The organism is Lysobacter cavernae, from assembly GCF_042648505.1.
Taxonomy (GTDB): domain Bacteria; phylum Pseudomonadota; class Gammaproteobacteria; order Xanthomonadales; family Xanthomonadaceae; genus Lysobacter_L; species Lysobacter_L cavernae.
In genome coordinates, this window is the sequence record NZ_JBHRXK010000002.1 from 592,523 (window position 1) to 609,818 (window position 17,296).

General features: G+C 68.9%; 15 protein-coding genes. 10 read left to right on the forward strand and 5 right to left on the reverse strand.

Annotated elements, in window-relative coordinates; all coding sequences use genetic code 11:
* Positions 1-28: 28 nt before the first annotated feature.
* Both ACFOLC_RS06970 and ACFOLC_RS06975 read left to right on the forward strand, forming a co-directional pair.
* A complete protein-coding gene (locus ACFOLC_RS06970; protein ID WP_386758491.1) occupies positions 29-934 on the forward strand; it encodes a recombination-associated protein RdgC in 906 nt (301 codons plus the stop codon).
* A gap of 94 nt (positions 935-1,028) precedes the next feature.
* Positions 1,029-1,826, forward strand: coding sequence for a M48 family metallopeptidase (locus ACFOLC_RS06975; RefSeq protein ID WP_386758492.1), 798 nt, complete (start codon positions 1,029-1,031; stop codon positions 1,824-1,826).
* Positions 1,827-1,865: 39 nt separating this feature from the next.
* Here ACFOLC_RS06975 and ACFOLC_RS06980 read toward each other — a convergent pair whose 3' ends face one another.
* Together ACFOLC_RS06980 and hemH are read right to left on the reverse strand one after the other, a co-directional pair.
* Positions 1,866-2,726, reverse strand: coding sequence for an alpha/beta fold hydrolase (locus ACFOLC_RS06980; protein WP_386758570.1), 861 nt, complete (start codon positions 2,724-2,726; stop codon positions 1,866-1,868).
* A gap of 5 nt (positions 2,727-2,731) precedes the next feature.
* Positions 2,732-3,760: a ferrochelatase gene (gene hemH, locus ACFOLC_RS06985; RefSeq protein ID WP_386758493.1), complete on the reverse strand. Its 1,029-nt coding sequence runs from the start codon at positions 3,758-3,760 to the stop codon at positions 2,732-2,734.
* Positions 3,761-3,975: 215 nt separating this feature from the next.
* Here hemH and ACFOLC_RS06990 point away from each other — a divergent pair, with 215 nt between their 5' ends.
* From ACFOLC_RS06990 to ACFOLC_RS07010, 5 genes are all read left to right on the forward strand, one after another.
* A complete protein-coding gene (locus ACFOLC_RS06990) occupies positions 3,976-4,842 on the forward strand; it encodes a lipid-binding SYLF domain-containing protein (protein ID WP_386758494.1) in 867 nt (288 codons plus the stop codon).
* Positions 4,843-4,972: 130 nt separating this feature from the next.
* Positions 4,973-5,218 carry a Sec-independent protein translocase subunit TatA gene (gene tatA, locus ACFOLC_RS06995; protein ID WP_386758495.1) on the forward strand — a complete coding sequence of 82 codons (246 nt, stop codon included), beginning with the start codon at positions 4,973-4,975 and terminating at the stop codon, positions 5,216-5,218.
* Between the two features lie 39 nt (positions 5,219-5,257).
* Positions 5,258-5,710 carry a Sec-independent protein translocase protein TatB gene (gene tatB / locus ACFOLC_RS07000; protein ID WP_386758496.1) on the forward strand — a complete coding sequence of 151 codons (453 nt, stop codon included), beginning with the start codon at positions 5,258-5,260 and terminating at the stop codon, positions 5,708-5,710.
* A gap of 2 nt (positions 5,711-5,712) precedes the next feature.
* On the forward strand, positions 5,713-6,495 hold the full coding sequence (gene tatC / locus ACFOLC_RS07005) for a twin-arginine translocase subunit TatC (RefSeq protein ID WP_386758497.1): 783 nt from the start codon (positions 5,713-5,715) through the stop codon (positions 6,493-6,495).
* Positions 6,492-7,178, forward strand: coding sequence for an RDD family protein (locus ACFOLC_RS07010; protein ID WP_386758498.1), 687 nt, complete (start codon positions 6,492-6,494; stop codon positions 7,176-7,178). Before tatC ends, ACFOLC_RS07010 begins: the two co-directional genes overlap by 4 nt.
* Before the next feature lie 2 nt (positions 7,179-7,180).
* On the opposite strand, the gene ACFOLC_RS07015 is transcribed toward ACFOLC_RS07010, so the two are convergent.
* On the reverse strand, positions 7,181-8,089 hold the full coding sequence (locus ACFOLC_RS07015) for a hypothetical protein (protein WP_386758499.1): 909 nt from the start codon (positions 8,087-8,089) through the stop codon (positions 7,181-7,183).
* A gap of 110 nt (positions 8,090-8,199) precedes the next feature.
* A complete protein-coding gene (locus ACFOLC_RS07020; RefSeq protein WP_386758500.1) occupies positions 8,200-8,952 on the reverse strand; it encodes a glutamine amidotransferase in 753 nt (250 codons plus the stop codon).
* A gap of 100 nt (positions 8,953-9,052) precedes the next feature.
* Here ACFOLC_RS07020 and glyQ point away from each other — a divergent pair, with 100 nt between their 5' ends.
* Positions 9,053-10,003, forward strand: coding sequence for a glycine--tRNA ligase subunit alpha (glyQ, locus tag ACFOLC_RS07025; protein ID WP_386758501.1), 951 nt, complete (start codon positions 9,053-9,055; stop codon positions 10,001-10,003).
* Positions 10,003-12,111 carry a glycine--tRNA ligase subunit beta gene (glyS, locus tag ACFOLC_RS07030; RefSeq protein WP_386758502.1) on the forward strand — a complete coding sequence of 703 codons (2,109 nt, stop codon included), beginning with the start codon at positions 10,003-10,005 and terminating at the stop codon, positions 12,109-12,111. Before glyQ ends, glyS begins: the two co-directional genes overlap by 1 nt.
* A 78-nt stretch (positions 12,112-12,189) precedes the next feature.
* Here the strand turns inward: glyS and ACFOLC_RS07035 are convergent, their stop codons facing one another.
* Complete coding sequence (locus ACFOLC_RS07035; protein WP_386758503.1) at positions 12,190-15,105, reverse strand: TonB-dependent receptor domain-containing protein; 2,916 nt, start codon at positions 15,103-15,105, stop codon at positions 12,190-12,192.
* A 390-nt stretch (positions 15,106-15,495) separates the two neighbouring features.
* Between ACFOLC_RS07035 and ACFOLC_RS07040 the strand changes: the two genes are divergently transcribed.
* Positions 15,496-17,289: an autotransporter assembly complex protein TamA gene (locus tag ACFOLC_RS07040; protein WP_386758504.1), complete on the forward strand. Its 1,794-nt coding sequence runs from the start codon at positions 15,496-15,498 to the stop codon at positions 17,287-17,289.
* Positions 17,290-17,296 lie beyond the last annotated feature (7 nt).

Sequence of the window (17,296 nt, forward strand, 5' to 3'; positions counted from 1 at the left end):
GATCTACACCCTCCCTTCAGGACCTTCGATGTTCTTCCGCAACCTGACCCTGTTCCGCTTCCCGACCACCACCAAATTCGATGACCTCGACACCGGCCTCGGCGAGTGCCAGCTCAAGCCGGTCGGCCCGCTCGAACTGAGCTCGCGCGGCTTCATCTCGCCGTACGGCCGCGACGCCGAGCTGCTGACCAACCGCCAGGGCGATGCGATCTGGCTCACCGTCGGCGGCGAGGACCGGCTGCTGCCGGGCTCGGTGGTCAACGACATGCTGGCCAAGAAGCTGGCCGAGATCGAACACAAGGAGGGCCGCAAGCCCGGCGGCCGCACCCGCAAGCGCATCAAGGACGAGCTGATCGTCGACCTGCTGCCGCGCGCTTTCATCAAGCCCAGCCGCACCGACGCGCTGCTCGACCTCGGCCACGGCATCGCCGTGGTCGACACGTCCAGCCGCAAGACCGGCGAGAACGTGGTCAGCGAAATCCGCCGCGCGCTCGGCAGCTTCCCGGCGCTGCCGCTCAACGCCGAGGTCGCGCCGCGCTCGATCCTGACCGGCTGGCTCGCCGGCGAGCCGCTGCCAGACGGCCTGTCGCTGGGCGACGAGTGCGAGCTGCGCGATCCGATCGACCAGGGCGCGGTGGTCAAGTGCCAGCGCATGGAACTGCAGGGCGACGAGATCAACAAGCACCTGGAGTCGGGCAAGCAGGTCACGCGGCTGGCGCTGAACCTCGACGACCACGTTTCGTTCGTGCTCGGCGAGGACCTGGTGGTGCGCAAGTTTAAGCTGCTCGACGGCGCCGTCGACCAGCTCGAGTCGAGCGAGCGCGACGACCTGCGCGCCGAACTCGATGCCCGTTTCGTGCTGATGGCCGGCGAGGTCAAGCGCCTGTTCAACGTGCTCGAAGCCGCGCTGAAGTTGTCCAAGGTCGAGGCCTGAGCGGTCGTTCCCGTGCCGCGACCATGACGTCGCGGCCCGGTCACGTGGCCGCGGTGTACTTCGCCTATGCTGCCGCGATGACGAGTGCCCACGCGTGAGCGGCTGGTTCCGACTGCTGTCCGGCAAGCCGCGCCCACCGTCGCGCGGCATCGCCCGCGACGCCGTCACGATCACACTCGCCGACGGCCAGGCGGTTGAGGTGCAGCGTGTGCGCGACCCACGCGCGCGCCGGCTCAAGCTCAGCGTCGACGAGCGCGGCGCGCGCCTGACCCTGCCACTGCGTGCCAGCGATGCGGCCGGCGAGCGCTTCGTGATCGAGCACGGCGATTGGCTGGCGACGCAGCTGCGCAACGCCGGTAGCGTGATCGGCGCGTTGCAGCCGCACGTCACCGCGGCAGTGCCACTGCGCGGTGCGATGCAGCCGCTGCAATGGCACGACGGCCGCTACCTGCGCCTGGCGCTGGACGACGCCACGCTCGCCATCACCGCCCCGGCCACGGTCACCGATGCCGCCCTGCGCCGCACGTTGCGCGACTTCTACGAGGCGCAGGCGCGCGCCGACATCGGCCGCTGGCTGCCGCAGTACCTGCCCGGCCTGCCGCGGGCGCCGTCGCGGCTGCGCTTTCGCATGATGTCGTCGCAGTGGGGCTCGCTCGCGCCTGACGGCGCGCTCTCGCTCGACCTGTCGCTGATGCTGGCGCCGCCGCCGGCGTTCGAGTACGTGCTGGTGCATGAGCTGTGCCACCTGATCCACGCCGACCACTCGCGCCGTTTCTGGCGCGAGGTCGAGGCGCGCTGCCCGCACTGGCGCGACCAGCGCGACTGGTTCCGCAGCGACGGCCGCCGCCTCAAGGCGACGCTGCACGCGTTGTGCGGCAAGCTGAAATCGTAGGCCCGCGCGTACGCGCGAACCGATGCGGTCACGGCGCGCTCAGCGCGTGAAGAAATCGCCGATCGCAGCGGCCACGCCGGCCGGGTCTTCCATGTGCAGGTGATGGCCACCGGCCAGCACGACCAGCTCGCCTTGCGGCAGCAGGCCGGCGCGCTCGCGGCGCAGGGGATCGGGCAGATAGGGCTGGGCGGGGTCGGCGAAGATCACCCGTGCCGGACACTCGATCCCCTGGACCAGGTCGCGCACCTGCGGTTCGGTCATGCGCGTCATCGTCGGCAGGGTCAGGCGCGGGTCGCTGCTCCAGACGAAACCGCCCTCCACCGGCGCGACCCCGCGCTCGACCAGCAAGCGTGCGACCGGTTCGCTCAGGCCATTGACCGCCATGCGCGCGCGCACCGCCAGGGCCAGGTCGGGGAACACGCGCAGCGGCTTGCGCGGCAACCCGCGCGTGGCCGCGATCGCCTCGCGCAGGCGGGTGACGGTGCGCTCGGGTGCCTCGGCCAGTGCGCCCAGCGCTTCGATCGCGAGCAGGCGCTCGACGCGCTGCGGGCAAGCCGCGGCGACCAGGCTGGCGATGCCGGCGCCCATCGAATGCCCGAGCAGGGCGAAGCGCTCCCAGCCCAGCGCATCGGCAATGTCGAGCACGCTGTTGACCGCGCCGGCGAACGAATAGTCCGCGCCCGGGTGCAGGTGCGCGCTGGCGCCGTGACCGGGCAGGTCGGGCGCGACCAGCTCGATGCCGGGCAGGTGCGGCGCCAGCGGAACGAAGCTGGCGGCGTTGTCGAGCCAACCGTGCAGCGCGAGCACGCGCGGCACATTGTCCCGCGCATCCTGAGCCTGTCGAAGGACGCGCAGGCCGGTGATGCGGCCCAGGCGGGTGTCGAGGACGAAGTCGTGCAGCACCGTCATCCTTGCCACTCGTCCAGCGCGCGTTGCGCGATCGCCGCCAAGGCATGCGCGTGCGCCGGGCGGTCGTTGAGGCAGGGGATATAGCGCAACCGGCCGCCGCGCGCGGCGAAGTCCTCGGCCAGCATCATCGCCACCTCCTCCAGCGTCTCCAGGCAGTCGACGGCGAAGCCCGGCGCGACCACGTCGACCTCGCGCACGCCGCGCTGCGCCAGTGCCGCCAGGGTGTCGCGGGTGGCCGGCTCCAGCCAGCGCTCGCGGCCGAAGCGCGACTGGTAGCTCAGCGTCCAGGCGTCGTCGGCCAGGCCGAGGCGCTGCGCGATCGCGCGCGCACTGGCCTCGCACTGGCGCGCGTACGGATCGCCGGCATCGACGAAACGCTGCGGCAGGCCGTGGAAGGAGAACAACAAGTGCGCACCGGCGCCGTGCTCGGCGCGGTGGCTGCGGATCGAAGCGGCGACCGCCTCGATCCAGTCGGCCTGCGCGTGGTAGTCCTCGACCATGCGGGTCTGCAGACCCGTGGCGCCGGCCAGCACGTCGCCGACCGAGGCCGTGGTCGAGGTCGAGTACTGCGGGTACAGCGGCAACGCCAGCACCCGCGCGACGCCCTGCGCGCGCAGGACCTGCAGCGTCTGCGCCAGCGCCGGTTGCCCGTAGCGCATCGCCGCGACCACGCGCAGCTGCGGCAACTCGCGCTGCACCGCCTGCGCCAGCCGCTGCGTGTGCACCGCCAGCGGCGAGCCGCCGTCGTGCGCGCCGTCTGCGGCATCCGGCAGCCAGATGCTGGCGTACTTGCGCGCCACCTTGGCCGCACGCAGCGGCAGGATCACCAGGTGCAGCAACGGCCACCACAGCCAGCGCGTCAACGTGACCACGCGGCGGTCGTGCAGGAACTCGCTGAGGTAGCGCCGCACCGCCGGCGCGGTCGGTGCATCGGGCGTGCCAAGGTTGACCAGCACCAGCGCGGTATCGCGTGGCGCGGCCGTAGAATCGTGGGCGGGGGAAGCGATGCGGGCGGCGGCGGGCATCCGCATAGGATGACAGCTGCGGCGATGCGGATCAGCACCTGAGCGCTGCAGCCGGCAGCATCGGCAATTCCGTGGCGATTCATCGCCGCTTCACTAGCCTGAGCCGCAATGCTCGCCCATGAAGCCACTCGCCCACGAAGCGCCGCGGCTTGGCGTTGTCGAACCCGAGCACCGGGTTGTGGTCGAATCCACACCATCGTTTTCTGGAGTCCGCCATGCCCCGCTTGCCGCGCCTCGCCGTCCTCGTGCTGTCCCTGTCCCTCGCCACCGCCGCCGTCGCCGGCCCCGACGAGGACGAGCGCGCCCGCAACGCGGTGCGCGTGCTCACCGACATCCAGCAGATCCCGGAGTCGTCGATCCCCGACAAACTGCTCGACGAGGCGCGCGGCATTGTCGTGGTGCCCGACTCGCTCAAGATCGGCCTGGTGCTCGGCGGCCGCCGCGGTCACGGCCTGCTGTCGGTGAAGAATCCCGACGGCACCTGGTCCAGCCCCAGCTTCGTCAAGCTCACCGGCGGCAGCATCGGCTTCCAGGCCGGCGTGCAGTCGGCCGACATCGTGCTGGTGTTCCGCAGCGACCGCGGCCTGGACTCGATCGTCAACGGCAAGGTCACCCTCGGCGCCGATGCCGGTGTCGCCGCCGGCCCGGTCGGCCGCAACGCCTCCACCGCCACCGACGGCCAGCTCAAGGCCGAGATCTGGTCGTGGTCGCGCGCGCGCGGCCTGTTCGCCGGCATCGCCCTCGACGGCGCGGTGCTGAGCATCGACGATGCCGCCAACGAGGCCGTGTACGGCCGCGACACCACGCCGCGGATGATCTTCGAAGGCCGCGCCCACGGCCAGCCGTCGACCGCGGTGGTCGATTTCCGCGACCGCCTCGAAGAAGCCAGCGCGATTGCCCGCAACGCGCGCGGCAACGCCGATGCCGATGCGCGTGCCCGCAGCGGTGCGCCTGCGCCGCGCCCAGCGGCCGCGCCGACGGCCACGACCGTGCCGCAGCAGGCCCCGGCACAGCCGAACCCGCCGCAACCGCAGCCGTTCGAGACCGTGGAAAGCCCGGTCAAGGCCGAACCGCTGCCCTGATCGCCGCCAGCCCCGCTTCAAGCCGGGCCGCTCCAGCCTGGGCCGCTCCAAGCTGGCGGTCGCGTGGAAATAACGGCGGCTGTCATAGCGCTGCGGTATCCTGATCGTCCTCCTTCCAGCGGATACCCTCATGGGCGGTTTGAGTCTTTGGCACTGGCTGATCGTGCTGGTGATCGTGGTGCTGGTGTTTGGCACCAAGCGCTTGGGCAACGTCGGCAAGGACCTTGGCGAGGCCGTGAAGGGCTTCAAGAAAGGCATCCACGACGACGAGGCCGACAAGCCAGCCGCGCAGCTGCGCGACGAGACCCGCAACGGCGAGGCCGACAAGCCGGCCGGCGACACCGAAAAAACCCACGACGACCGCAGCGCGCGCTGAGGCGCGCCGCGTCGTCCTGCTGCCGCGTCGTCGCCTGTCATGTTCGACATCGGCTTCTCCGAGCTGTTCCTGATCGCGGTCGTGGCGCTGCTCGTGCTCGGCCCCGAACGCCTGCCCAAGGCCGCGCGTTTTGCCGGCCTGTGGGTGCGGCGCGCGCGCGCGCAGTGGTACTCGGTGAAGTCGGAGTTGGAGAACGAGCTGGCCGCCGAGGAGCTCAAGCGCGACCTGCGCCAGACCCAGGACACGCTGCGCCAGACCCGTGACGAGCTCAGCACCGGCCTTGGCGAGGCACGCAACCGGCTGCAGCGCGAGGGCGACTCGCTGCGCCGCGAGTTCGACGACATCGCCGCCGACGCCACCGCACCGGCCGTGTCGGAATCGTCCGTGACGCCTGAGGCGGCGGACGCACCCGCGCCGCCCGCGCTGGCGTCGCCACACGACCCGAGCGTCTCCGACCCGCCCGACCCGCGCCCCGACGCCGAACGCCCGTGACGATGAGCCACGACAGCGAGCCGGCCGCCGAGGCCGGGCACGGCAGCCATGCCGAGCCGCGCCTGATCGACCACCTGATCGAGCTGCGCGCGCGCCTGCTGCGCGCCGTGGTCGGGCTGCTGGTGGCGTTCGTGGCGCTGCTGCCGTTCGCCAACAAGCTCTACGCCTTCCTGGCCGCGCCGCTGCTGGCCAAGCTGCCGGCCGGCGGCCAGCTGATCGCGGTCGAGGTCGCCTCGCCGTTCTTCGCCCCGGTCAAGCTGGCGTTCTTTGCCGCGCTGATGATCACCATGCCGTGGCTGCTGTACCAGGCCTGGGCCTTCGTCGCGCCGGGCCTGTACCAGCGCGAGAAGCGCCTGGCGCTGCCGCTGCTGGCCTCGGCGGTGGCGCTGTTCTACTCCGGTTGTGCGTTCGCGTTCTTCCTGGTGCTGCCGACCGTGTTCGGCTTCCTCGCCCAGATCACGCCCACCGGCGTGGCGATGATGACCGACATCAACGCCTACCTCGACTTCGTGCTGGTGATCTTCCTCGCGTTCGGGGCCAGTTTCGAGCTGCCGGTGGCGCTGGTGATCCTGGTGCTGCTGGGCTGGGTCACGCCGCAGCAGCTGCGCGAGTCGCGCGGCTACGCCATCGTCGGCGTGTTCGTGATCGCCGCGATCATCACCCCGCCCGACGTGGTCTCGCAGCTGATGCTGGCGGTGCCGATGTGCCTGCTCTACGAGGTCGGCATCGTCGCCGCGCGCTGGCTGGTGCCGCACGCCGACAGCGGGTCGACGCCGACGTCGTGATCGCCGCCGGTTTCTGGCAGCGCTACGCGGCCTGGTCGCTGGACGCGGCGCTGCTCGCCGTGCCGACCGCGGCACTGGCCGCCCCCTCGGTCGCAGCCCATGCCCACGTATTGGGCGACCTCGGCCAGGCGCTGCTGCAGCGGATCTATACGACCCTGGCCGAACACCTGCTGCAGGCCGAATCGTTGCCGGCCGCTGTCGCCGCGGTGCTGCACGACCCGGCCCTGGCGCCGGCCCTCACTGCCACGCACGCGGCGCTGCTGCAGTTGTTGCTGGCGCCAACCGCGGCCTTCGTGTTGCTGGGGGCGCTCTACCACGCCGTCGCCGAGGCCTCGCCCTGGCAGGGCGGCGCCGGCAAGCGCGCGCTGGGCCTGGCGGTGAGCGACCGGCGCGGCGCGCGTCTGGACGTCGGGCGCGCGGGCCTGCGCCATCTCGCCGGCGGCCTGTCCTGGCTGACGCTCAACCTCGGCCACCTGCTCGCCGCGGTGGCTCCGGCCCACCGCGCGCTGCATGACCGGTTCAGCGGCACGCAGGTGATGGCTCTGAGCGGCTCACGGCGGCTGCCGGCCTGGGCGCGGCTGTGGCTGGGAATCCAGGTGATCGCCGCGGTCGCCGCCAGCGCGTGGCTGGGCCTGCTGACGGCGGCGATGGCGCAGCGCGCGCTCGAGGCCGCGCTGCGCTGACTTCAGACCGCGACGTGGTGGTCGCCGGCCACCGGCGGCGGCGTCTCGCCGCAGACGTCGCGCCAGAAGTAGTACATCACCCCGAACATCACCACGTAGAGCACCACCAGCAACGCGATGTACACCGGCAGCACCAGCGCCACGCTCAGCGCCGGGTGCACCAGGCCGCCGATCACGGCGAGCAGGCCGAGTACCAGCCCCAGCACCAGCCCCAGCACGATCGACGCCAGGAACACGACCACCGCCAGCACCAGCATCGGCAGCAGGTTCTTCAAGGTGCCGACCAGGCCATCGCCGATCGCGCCGCCGATCGAGCGCGGGGTCAGGGCGATCTGGCCGAAGCCGATCGCGTAGACGCCGGACAGGAACAGCGCCAGCAGCGTGCCCAGGCCGAGCACGCGACCGAAGCCTTCCGGCAGCGCCGGCAGCGCCGACGGATCCGGCGACTGCCCCTGCTGCGACAGCGCCAGCACCTGCAGGTACCACTCGAGCAGCCCCTCGCCGAACAGCTTGATCACCACCAGCGCCACAACCAGGTAGATCGCGGTCATCAGCAGGCCGAAACCGATCAGGCGCAACGCATCGCCGCGGTCGCGCAACGGCGCCAGCACGTCGCTGGCACGCGCCGGCTGGCCGGATTCGCTGGCGTGGATCAACCGCAGGTAGCCGCCGACCAGCGGCGGCAGCAGCACGATCGAGAACAGGGTCAAGGCGGCGGCGATGACCAGGCTGCCGTTGGTGTCGGGCTTGAACAGCGACTGCAACACCAGCTGGATCACGCTGGGGACCAGCGCCACCACCATCAGCAGCGCTGCGCCGCCGAATACCGCGCGGGCGTTGTGGCGGCCCAGGTTGATGGCGCGCTTGAGCCAGGAGAGACCCGCGAGCGGTCCCATTGCGTGTGTCGTCATGTGTCTTGGTCCCCGGGACGAAGCGTGGCGCGTCGGTGCGCCGATGGCGCTGATGCTAGCCGATTTGCGTCGATCGATCCGTGCCGGTCGATAGCGGCGGACGGCTTGCGCTAGCGGCGAGCCAGGCCAAGCGCGTGGTGGACGAAACGCCGCAGCACGCGGCGCGCCTGCGGCGTTGCGCGGATGTTGCCGGTGATGGTCTTCGGGCACTGGCCCTCGCGCTGCAGCGCGACCTTGCGCGCCTGCACGTAGCCGCGCATGTGGGTGGCGCTGAATTCGGGATGGAACTGCACGCCCCAGGCGCGGTCGCCCCAGCGGAATGCATGGCACTCGTCGCGCTGCGAGCGGGCCAGCACGGTCGCGCCGTCCGGCACGCGCAGCACCGACTGCAGGTGGGTGGCCTGGACCGGAAACTGTGCGGGCAGGCCGGCGAACAGCAGGTCGTGCTCGGCGTGCGGGTGCAGGTCGAGATCGACCGTACCCATCTCGCGCCCGGCTGGGTTGTCGCCGACCTCGCCGCCGAGCGCATGCGCGAGCAGCTGGTGGCCGTAGCAGATGCCCAGCAGCGGCAGGCCCGCGTGCGCGGCGTCGCGCAACCAATCGGCGCTGCGCTCGCTCCAGTCGTGGCGGTCGGTGACCATCGCGCCGGAACCGGTGACGATCACGCCGGTAAATGCAGTGCCGGCAGCCCCCGCGCGTGACGGCAGCGCTTCGCCGGCTTCGACATTCACCACCACCGCCTCGTCGGCGGCAAGGCCGGCAGCGACGCGGATCCAGTGTGGAAAACCGCGGTGGCGGCGCATCGAGACAACCGGCTGGCCGGTCTCGAGGATCAGGAAAGGACCGGGATGGCGATGGGTCACGGCGGCGTTCGGCAAGGCGGTCTGGGAGGCGTGTGCGGGCCAAGAATCGCAAGGCCCGTCGCTATACTAGCGCGCTTTGCTGCAACTCCATGAGCGACGCATGGCCGCCCCCACCTCCCCGCAACCGCCGACGTTTCAACAGCTGATCCAGCGCCTCAACGCCTACTGGGCGGAGCAGGGTTGCGTGTTGATCCAGCCGCTCGATCTCGAAGTCGGCGCCGGCACCTTCCACCCGGCGACCTTCCTGCGCTCGCTCGGCCCGGAGCCGTGGAACGCCGCCTACGTGCAACCGTGCCGCCGCCCCACCGACGGCCGCTACGGCGAGAACCCCAACCGCCTGCAGCGCTACTACCAGTACCAGGTCGCGATGAAGCCCAGCCCGGACAACATCGTCGAGCTGTACTTCGACTCGCTCAAAGCCCTGGGCGTGGACCCGCTGGTGCACGACCTGCGCCTGGTCGAGGACAACTGGGAATCGCCGACGCTGGGCGCCTGGGGCCTGGGCTGGGAGGTCTGGCTCAACGGCATGGAGGTGACCCAGTTCACCTACTTCCAGCAGGCCGGCGGCATGGAATGCCGGCCGGTGCTGGGCGAGATCACCTACGGTCTCGAGCGGCTGTGCATGTACCTGCAGAACGTCGACAACGTCTACGACCTGATCTGGACCTACGGTCCGCCGGATTCTGATGGCCGCGTCACGCCGGTGACTTACGGCGACGTCTACCACCAGAACGAGGTCGAACAGTCGACCTACAACTTCGAGGTCGCCGACGTGGCAGAACTATTCCACCGCTTCGACGCCTGCGAGCGCGAGGCCCAGAAGCTGATCGAGCTGGGCCTGCCGCTGCCGGCCTACGACCAGGTCTGCAAGGCCAGCCACTCGTTCAACCTGCTCGACGCGCGCCGCGCGATCAGCGTCACCGAGCGCCAGCGCTACATCCTGCGCGTGCGCCGCATCGCCCAGGGCGTGGCCGAGGCCTACTACGCACAGCGCGAGAAGCTCGGCTTCCCGGTGCTCAAGAAGGCCGCCGCCGGCCAGGAGGCCGCGTAATGGCGATGCGTCCGCTGCTGATCGAACTGGGCACCGAGGAGCTGCCGGTCAAGGCGTTGCCGGGCCTGGCGCAGGCCTTCTACGACGGCGTCATCGACGGCCTGGCCAAGCGCGGCATCGCCTTCGCGCGCGGCGAGTCCAAGCCGCTGTACACGCCGCGCCGCCTCGCCGTGAAGCTGCCCGGCGTCGAAACGCAACAGCCCGAGCAGAGGTCGGAGGTGCTCGGCCCCTACCTCAACATCGCCCTTGATGGCGACGGCCAACCGACCAAGGCGCTGCAGGGTTTTGCCACCAAGGCCGGCATCGATTGGACCGCGCTGGAGAAAACCACCGACGCCAAGGGCGAGCGCTTCGTCCATCGCGCGGTCAAGCCCGGCGCGCTCACGCGCGAGCTGCTGCCGGAGATCGTGCGCGAGGCCATCGCCGCGATGCCAATTCCCAAGCCGATGCGCTGGGGTGACCACGATTACGGCTTCGCGCGCCCGGTGCACTGGCTGGTGCTGCTGCACGGCAAGGACGTGGTCGACGCCGAACTGCTCGGCGTGCGCAGCGACCGCATGAGCCGCGGCCACCGCTTCATGCACGACAAGCCGGTATGGTTCTCCACGCCCGACGACTACGTCGAGTTCCTGCGTGGCGCGAAAGTGCTGGTCGATCCGGACGAGCGCCGCGAGCGCATCGTCCACGAGGTCAACACCGCCGCGCAGGCCGCTGGCGGCAGCGCACGCATTGACGCCGGCATCCTCGAGGAGGTCAACGGCCTCACCGAGTGGCCCAAGGCCGTGGCCTGCAGCTTCGAGCGCGAGTTCCTCGCCGTGCCGTCCGAAGCCTTGATCGCGACGATGGAAGCCAACCAGAAGTTCTTCCCGGTGCTCGACGCCGACGGCAGGCTCAGCGAGCACTTCGTCGGCATCGCCAACATCGAGTCGAAGGACGAGAACGAGGTGCGCAAGGGCTACGAACGCGTGATCCGTCCGCGCTTCGCCGATGCCAAGTTCTTCTTCGTCGAGGACATGAAGCAGGGCCTGGTGTCGATGAACGACGGCCTGGCAACGGTGAAGTACCAGGACAAGCTCGGCACGATCGCCGACAAGGTCGCGCGCGTAGCCGCATTGGCCGAGGCCATCGCGGCGCAGGTCGGCGTCGAACCGGCACTGGCGCGTCGCGCCGCCGAGTTGTCGAAAGCCGACCTGCAGTCGCGTCTGGTCAACGAGTTCCCCGAGCTGCAGGGCATAGCCGGCCGCTACTACGCCGCGGTCGAGAACCAGCCGCTGGAGGTCGCGGACGCCATCGACGAGGCCTACATGCCGCGCTTTGCCGGCGATGCGATCGCGCCGAGCAAGTTGGGCCAGGTGCTGGCGATTGCCGAGCGGTTGGATACGTTGGCCGGCGGCTTTGCCGCGGGACTGAAGCCGACCGGCAACAAAGATCCCTTCAGCCTGCGGCGTAACGCGCTGGGTTTGGCTCGCACGATTGTTGAGTCGGGCTCCGACTTGGATCTTAAGGTTTTCATCAGCTCCGCCGTCGGATTGATCGGAGAGAAGGGAGGAGCGGGAAAGGGGAAACCAGAGTTGTTTGATTTGATGGATGCGCGCTCGAAAGAAATCTATGACTTCATTTTCGACCGCCTTCGCGGCTACTACACCGACCAGTCGGTGCCGTCACAGCAGTTCAGCGCCGTCGCCGAACTGAAGCCGGCTTCACTCCTCGACTTCGACCACCGCCTCAGCGCCATCGGCGAATTCGCCAAGCTGCCCGAAGCCGAAGCCCTCGCCGCCGCCAACAAGCGCATCCGCAACATCCTCAAGAAGGTCGACGGCGAGCTGCCGACCACGATCGACGCAACGCTGTTCGCCGAGAACGCCGAGCGCGACCTCGCCGAAGCGGTCGATGCCGCCATCGCCGACACCGACCCGTTGCTGGCGCAGCGCGACTACGTCGCCGTGCTCGGCCGCCTGGCGCGGTTGCGCCCGCAGGTCGACGCGTTCTTCGACGCGGTTATGGTCAACGTCGACGACGTGGCGCTGCGCAACAACCGCCTGGCCCTGCTCAAGCGCCTGTCCGACCGCCTCTGCAGCATCGCCGCGATCGAGCACCTGTCGATCTGACCTGTAGTCGCGGTTATCACCACTGAAGAAAGGGCCGGCTATTCGCTGGCCCTTTCTTCGTCCCGCTGTGGCTTCGACTCAGAACTTGTAGTTGGCGCCCACGTAGTAGGCGCGGCCGATCGCGTCGTACAGCGCCGAACCGAAGCCGGTGCCGAACAGATTCACCGGCGGATCAGAGTCGAACAGGTTGGTGACGCCGGCGTAGACCTCCCAACCTTCGCCGAACCGGTAAGCGCCGCGCACGTCGTGGAAGACGCCCGAGCCGGCCTTGATGGGCGTCGTCGAGGTCGGGTTGGCCTTGAAGCTGGCGTTGGTGACGCGCAGCCCGTCGGAGACATAGCGCGAGTTCCAGCTCACGTCCCAGCTGTCACGTCCGTACATCACGCCGAGCGTGGCTTTCCACTCCGGGAAACCCAGGGTTTTGTTCTGGTCCTCGGACTCGTCCGGGGAATCCTGGAACGGGAAGTCGGTATAGCCCAGGACCTTGGTTGCGTTGAGGTTCCAACGCATCTTGCCGCCCACCAGGTCGAAGTTGTAATAGACCCCGATATCCACGCCGTCCGTCTCGGTGGCGGCGATGTTCTCGTTGATGGAACGGACGAAGGTGATCTGGCCGGTGAGCGGATCGCGCGTGATGTTGCCGCAGAAGACATTGCCGATGCCCGAGACCGAGTCGACGCAGCGGTCCGCGGTTTGCTGGCCGCTGGGCGCGGTGATTGCGTCTTCTATCTTGATTTCCCAGTAATCGGCATTGAGGCCGAAGCCCGGCAGGAAGGTCGGTGTGAAAACGAAGCCCGCGGTCCAGCTGCGGCCCGTCTCCGGATCGAGGTTGGGGTTGCTGCCCGACAACCCTTCGTTGGTGCCGGTCACCTCGTCCTCGAAGCCCGGGGGAATACCGAGCGCGGCGCAGTTGGCGCGGCGCACGGCCGGATCCGCGGCGTTGTCGAGCTGCCTGCTGTCGCAAGGATCGGTGATGGCAAAGAAATTCTGCGACTGCCCGCTGAACAGTTCGTCAATGTTCGGCGCACGCACCGCCGCCGACATGTTGCCGCGGATGCGCAGGCTATCGTTGACCGCCCAGTCCAGGTTGTAGCGCCAGGCCTCGGTGCTGCCGATGGTGTCGTACTGCGAATAACGGGCCGCGGCGCCCACGGCGAGACTCTTGACCATGACAAGATCGGACAGGATCGGCACCGCGACTTCGGCCCAGACTTCCTTCACGTTGTAGCTGCCGCCCGAGCTGGGGATGGCGTTGAGGAAGGTCTGGCCGGAGACGTCCAGCGGATCGTTGTCCTGATGGCTGGTCTCGCGGCGGTACTCCACACCCATGCCCAAGCTCATCGGGCCAGCCGGCAGGTCGAACAGGTTGTTGTTGGTCAGCGAACCACCGGCGACGAACTGGGTCAGGCGTGTCTTGGTGATGGTCGTGGTGTTGAACCGGCTGGACGCCGCCGTACTGATGGCGCCATCGCCGAAGACGCTGAACGGAATGCAGCTGGCGGCCACCTCCGGCGAGATGATGCCGTCGGGGCTGAGGCTGTTGAGGAAATAAGCCTCGTTGACCGCGGTCGGATCGATCTGCGAGCGGCAGACGATCTGGCCGGTGGCCGGATCACGCACCGCATCCAGGCCGGCATAGAAACGCTCGAGCACGCGGTTGTTGAGGTTCTCACGGCGCTCGTGGGTCCGGCCGTAGTTGACCGATGCGTCGTACAACCAGTCCTCCGTCACGACGCCCTCAATGCCGAACACGACGCGGCCGGTCTGGCGCTCGGTGGCCTCGCCGCGGCGGCCTGCATCGACGTCGTTGCGCGACACCCGGAAGTCGCTGTTGCCCGTCACCGCGGCCAGTTCCGGCGAGATGTAGGCATTGTCCGACTGGATCAGGTGAGCATTGCCGGTAGTCGCGCTGCCGAAGGCCGGCGAGAAGTACGACTTGACGTCGACCAGACTGTAGGTGCCTTCAAAGTACAGGCGGTGATCCTGGGTCAGGTCGAAACCGGCCACCGAACTGAGCGTGGTGCGGTCGTACTTGGGTTGCAGCTGCAACGTCCGATTGCCGTCGATGTGATCGCAATCCGAGCAGCGGGCGGTGTCCATGACCCCGTCAAAGCGCTGATTGCGGAAACTGCCGCCCGGATCGAACACGTAGCGATTGGCGAGGTCGGTCTGCGTGGTGGTCGTGAACGTGCCGCCATCGGTGATACGGAAGCTGCCGGCGTCGGGCATCAGCACGCTATCCGTCGGGCCTCCCGGCGTGTTGATCGTGCTGTAGACCTGGCGGCCGAAGCGATCACGGAATTGCAGGGCGTTCTGACGGCTGTGCTCGAGCGACACCGCGAAGTTACCGCGGTCCTCGGCGAAGTTCTTGCCGCCGGTGACCGACAAAAACTTCTCGTCGAAGCCGCCGTGCTGGCTGTCGCCGTACTGCGCGCGCAGGGCCAAGCCTTCATAGCTCTTCTTGAGGATGAAGTTGACCACGCCGCTGACCGCGTCGGCGCCGTACACGGCCGAAGCACCACCGGTGATGATTTCAACCCGGTCGACCCAGTCGGTGGGGATCAGGTTGGTATCGACCGCCGACGAACCCGAGGACGAAGCAACCATGCGGCGGCCGTTGACCAGCACCAGGGTGCGGGCCGTGCCGAGGTTGCGCAGGTCCTGCATGGCCACGCCGGCGGTGCCGATGAAACGGCCGGAGTTGCCCATCGTGAACGTGGTGGCCAACTGCGGCATCGTGGTCAACAGGTCGCCGATGTTGACCGCACCGGTGGCCTTGATGTCCTCAGCGGTCAGGATGCTGATCGGTGCCGGCGACACCACGTTGGGGTTGGAGATGCGCGAACCGGTCACGGTCACCGTGCCCAGTTCTTTCACTTGCGCATCGTCCGCAGCCGCGGCTGCAGGATCCACACTTTGGGCCTGCGCTTTCGGCACGATCACAGTGGTCAATGCAGCGCACACGGCCGCGGTCAGAAGTTTCCTGTGCTTCATCAGAGCTCTCCGTTGGCAAACACTCAGTCGGGGGAATCCGAGCGAAAGACGGCAGCTTGGCCAGAGCAGCGCTGGCTATTTGCGCAATGTGGCGGAAATTACGACTTCTTAACGAGACCCGCAAGGGCCGGGGACACCCCAAGTCCGCGCTCCCCCCGCGCCCCCATTCAGTCTGAGGGCGATCCGCCCGCAACGCCTCAAAGCAACTCCGCTGCGAAGCCCGATGCGGCGTTGTACCGCGGCCCTCTCGTCATGCCCGACGTCGACACGGCGACTCGCGTCCGGGCCGGGCTCGCCACCATCGGCGGCGGCTTTGGACACCGCGGTGTGATCGATCGTGGCTTCGTGCATTGATCGGCTTTTTGACGCCGTCCGGTTATTCTGCCGCGCATGCCCCCCCTCCCCCGCGTCCTGGCCACCGCTGCGTTGTTGCTTGTCGCAGCTGGCACAGCCCAGGCGGCGAAGGTCGTGCAGGTCGACATCCACGGCCTCGACGAGATCAAGGCCGCCAACGTGCGCGGCGCCTTGTCGCTGGTCGACACGATCGACAAGGAGGTCTCGGGCCGGCGCCTGGGCTACCTGCTGCGCGAGGCCGAGGACGAGACGCGCGAGGCGCTGGAACCGTTCGGCAATTACTCGCCGCAAATCGAGATCGAGCGCAGCGGCAGCGGCAGCGGCGAAGCGGTCAAGGTGTCGATCACGGTGACGTTGACCGATCCGGTGCGCGTACGCCGCGCCGACATCGCCATCATCGGCGAGGGCAACGAGGACCATTACCTGCAGGAAGACCTGGCCGCGTTCAAACCGCAGGTCGGCGACGTGTTCGAGCACGCGCTGTACGAGGCCAGCAAGACCAAGGTCACCCGCCGCCTGGCCGAGCGCGGCTACTTCGATGCCGACTTCGTCTCGCGCCGGGTCGAGGTGACCCGTGCCGAGCGCGCGGCCGACATCGACCTGGTCTGGAACAGCGGTGGCCGCTACGACATGGGCGCGATCACCTTCACGCAGACGCCCGAGCACATCATCCGCGACAGCCTGCTCGACAAGCTGGTGTACTGGGAACAGGGCAGCTACTGGCACCAGGGCAAGCTCGACCGCTTCCGCGAATCGCTGACGCGGCTGGACTACTTCTCCAGCATCGACATCGAGCCGCACCCCGAGGCCGTGGTCGACAACGAAGTGCCGGTGACGGTGACGCTGACCCCGGCCAAGCGCACCGTCTACACCGCCGGCCTGAGTTACGGCACCGACAGCGGCGCCGGCGTGCGCCTGGGCGCCGAACGGCGCTACGTCAACGACCGCGGCCACAAGGCGCTGGCGCAGATCGACTGGGCCGAGACGCGCAAGACCGCGACCGCGCAGTACCGCATCCCGGCGTTCGCCTGGCTCGACGGCTGGTTCACCTTCAGCGCGCAGTACTACGACGAACAGAGCGACTACATGGACACGCGCAAGGTCGAACTGGTCGCCAGCCGCAGCGGCCAGATCAACCGTCGCCTCAACGCCATCGCCTCGGTGCATGCGCTGCGCGAACGCTGGGCCTACGTCGCCGACGATGACGGCGACGAGGCCACGCCGGTGAGCTACCAGTACGCCACGTTTCTGTACCCGTCGTTGCGCGGCGAATACATCGATGCCGACGACCGCATCTTTCCGCGCAAGGCGGTCGGCCTCACCGTCGAGGTGCGCGGCGGCCTCGAAGGCGTCGGCTCCGACGCCAATTTCGCCCAGGCCTGGGCGGTGGCCCGCTGGTACCAGGGCATGGGCCCGAGCAACCGCCTGATCCTGCGCGCAGAGGCCGGCGGCACCTTCACCAACGCGCTCATCAACATGCCGCCGAGCCTGCGCTTCTTCGCCGGCGGCGACCGCAGCATCCGCGGCTACGGCTTCCGCGAGGTCGGCCCGACCACGATCGGCAGCGACGGCAAGAAGTACGCGCTCGGCGCCAAGAACGTGCTGACCGGCACCGCCGAGTTCGAGCACTACTTCAACGACAGCTGGGGCGGCGCGGTCTTCGTCGACGCCGGCGACGCCTTCGACGACACGCCCGACATCCACACCGGCGTCGGCTTCGGCGTACGCTGGAAATCGCCGGTGGGGCCGGTGCGCTTCGACATCGCGCGCGGCCTCAACGACCCGGACTCGGACTACGAGATCTACCTCAACATCGGTGCGGACTGGTGAGGCACGG

Bases quoted from the DNA above. Each gene is read 5' to 3' on its own strand.
- ACFOLC_RS06990 (WP_386758494.1), top strand. From the start codon at position 3,976: ATGCCCCGCTTGCCGCGCCTCGCCGTCCTCGTGCTGTCCCTGTCCCTC.
- ACFOLC_RS07040 (WP_386758504.1), top strand. From the start codon at position 15,496: ATGCCCCCCCTCCCCCGCGTCCTGGCCACCGCTGCGTTGTTGCTTGTC.
- ACFOLC_RS07015 (WP_386758499.1), bottom strand. From the start codon at position 8,089: ATGACGACACACGCAATGGGACCGCTCGCGGGTCTCTCCTGGCTCAAG.
- tatC (WP_386758497.1), top strand. From the start codon at position 5,713: ATGAGCCACGACAGCGAGCCGGCCGCCGAGGCCGGGCACGGCAGCCAT.
- hemH (WP_386758493.1), bottom strand. From the start codon at position 3,760: ATGCCCGCCGCCGCCCGCATCGCTTCCCCCGCCCACGATTCTACGGCC.
- ACFOLC_RS07035 (WP_386758503.1), bottom strand. From the start codon at position 15,105: ATGAAGCACAGGAAACTTCTGACCGCGGCCGTGTGCGCTGCATTGACC.
- tatB (WP_386758496.1), top strand. From the start codon at position 5,258: ATGTTCGACATCGGCTTCTCCGAGCTGTTCCTGATCGCGGTCGTGGCG.
- ACFOLC_RS06970 (WP_386758491.1), top strand. From the start codon at position 29: ATGTTCTTCCGCAACCTGACCCTGTTCCGCTTCCCGACCACCACCAAA.
- glyQ (WP_386758501.1), top strand. From the start codon at position 9,053: ATGGCCGCCCCCACCTCCCCGCAACCGCCGACGTTTCAACAGCTGATC.
- glyS (WP_386758502.1), top strand. From the start codon at position 10,003: ATGGCGATGCGTCCGCTGCTGATCGAACTGGGCACCGAGGAGCTGCCG.
- tatA (WP_386758495.1), top strand. From the start codon at position 4,973: ATGGGCGGTTTGAGTCTTTGGCACTGGCTGATCGTGCTGGTGATCGTG.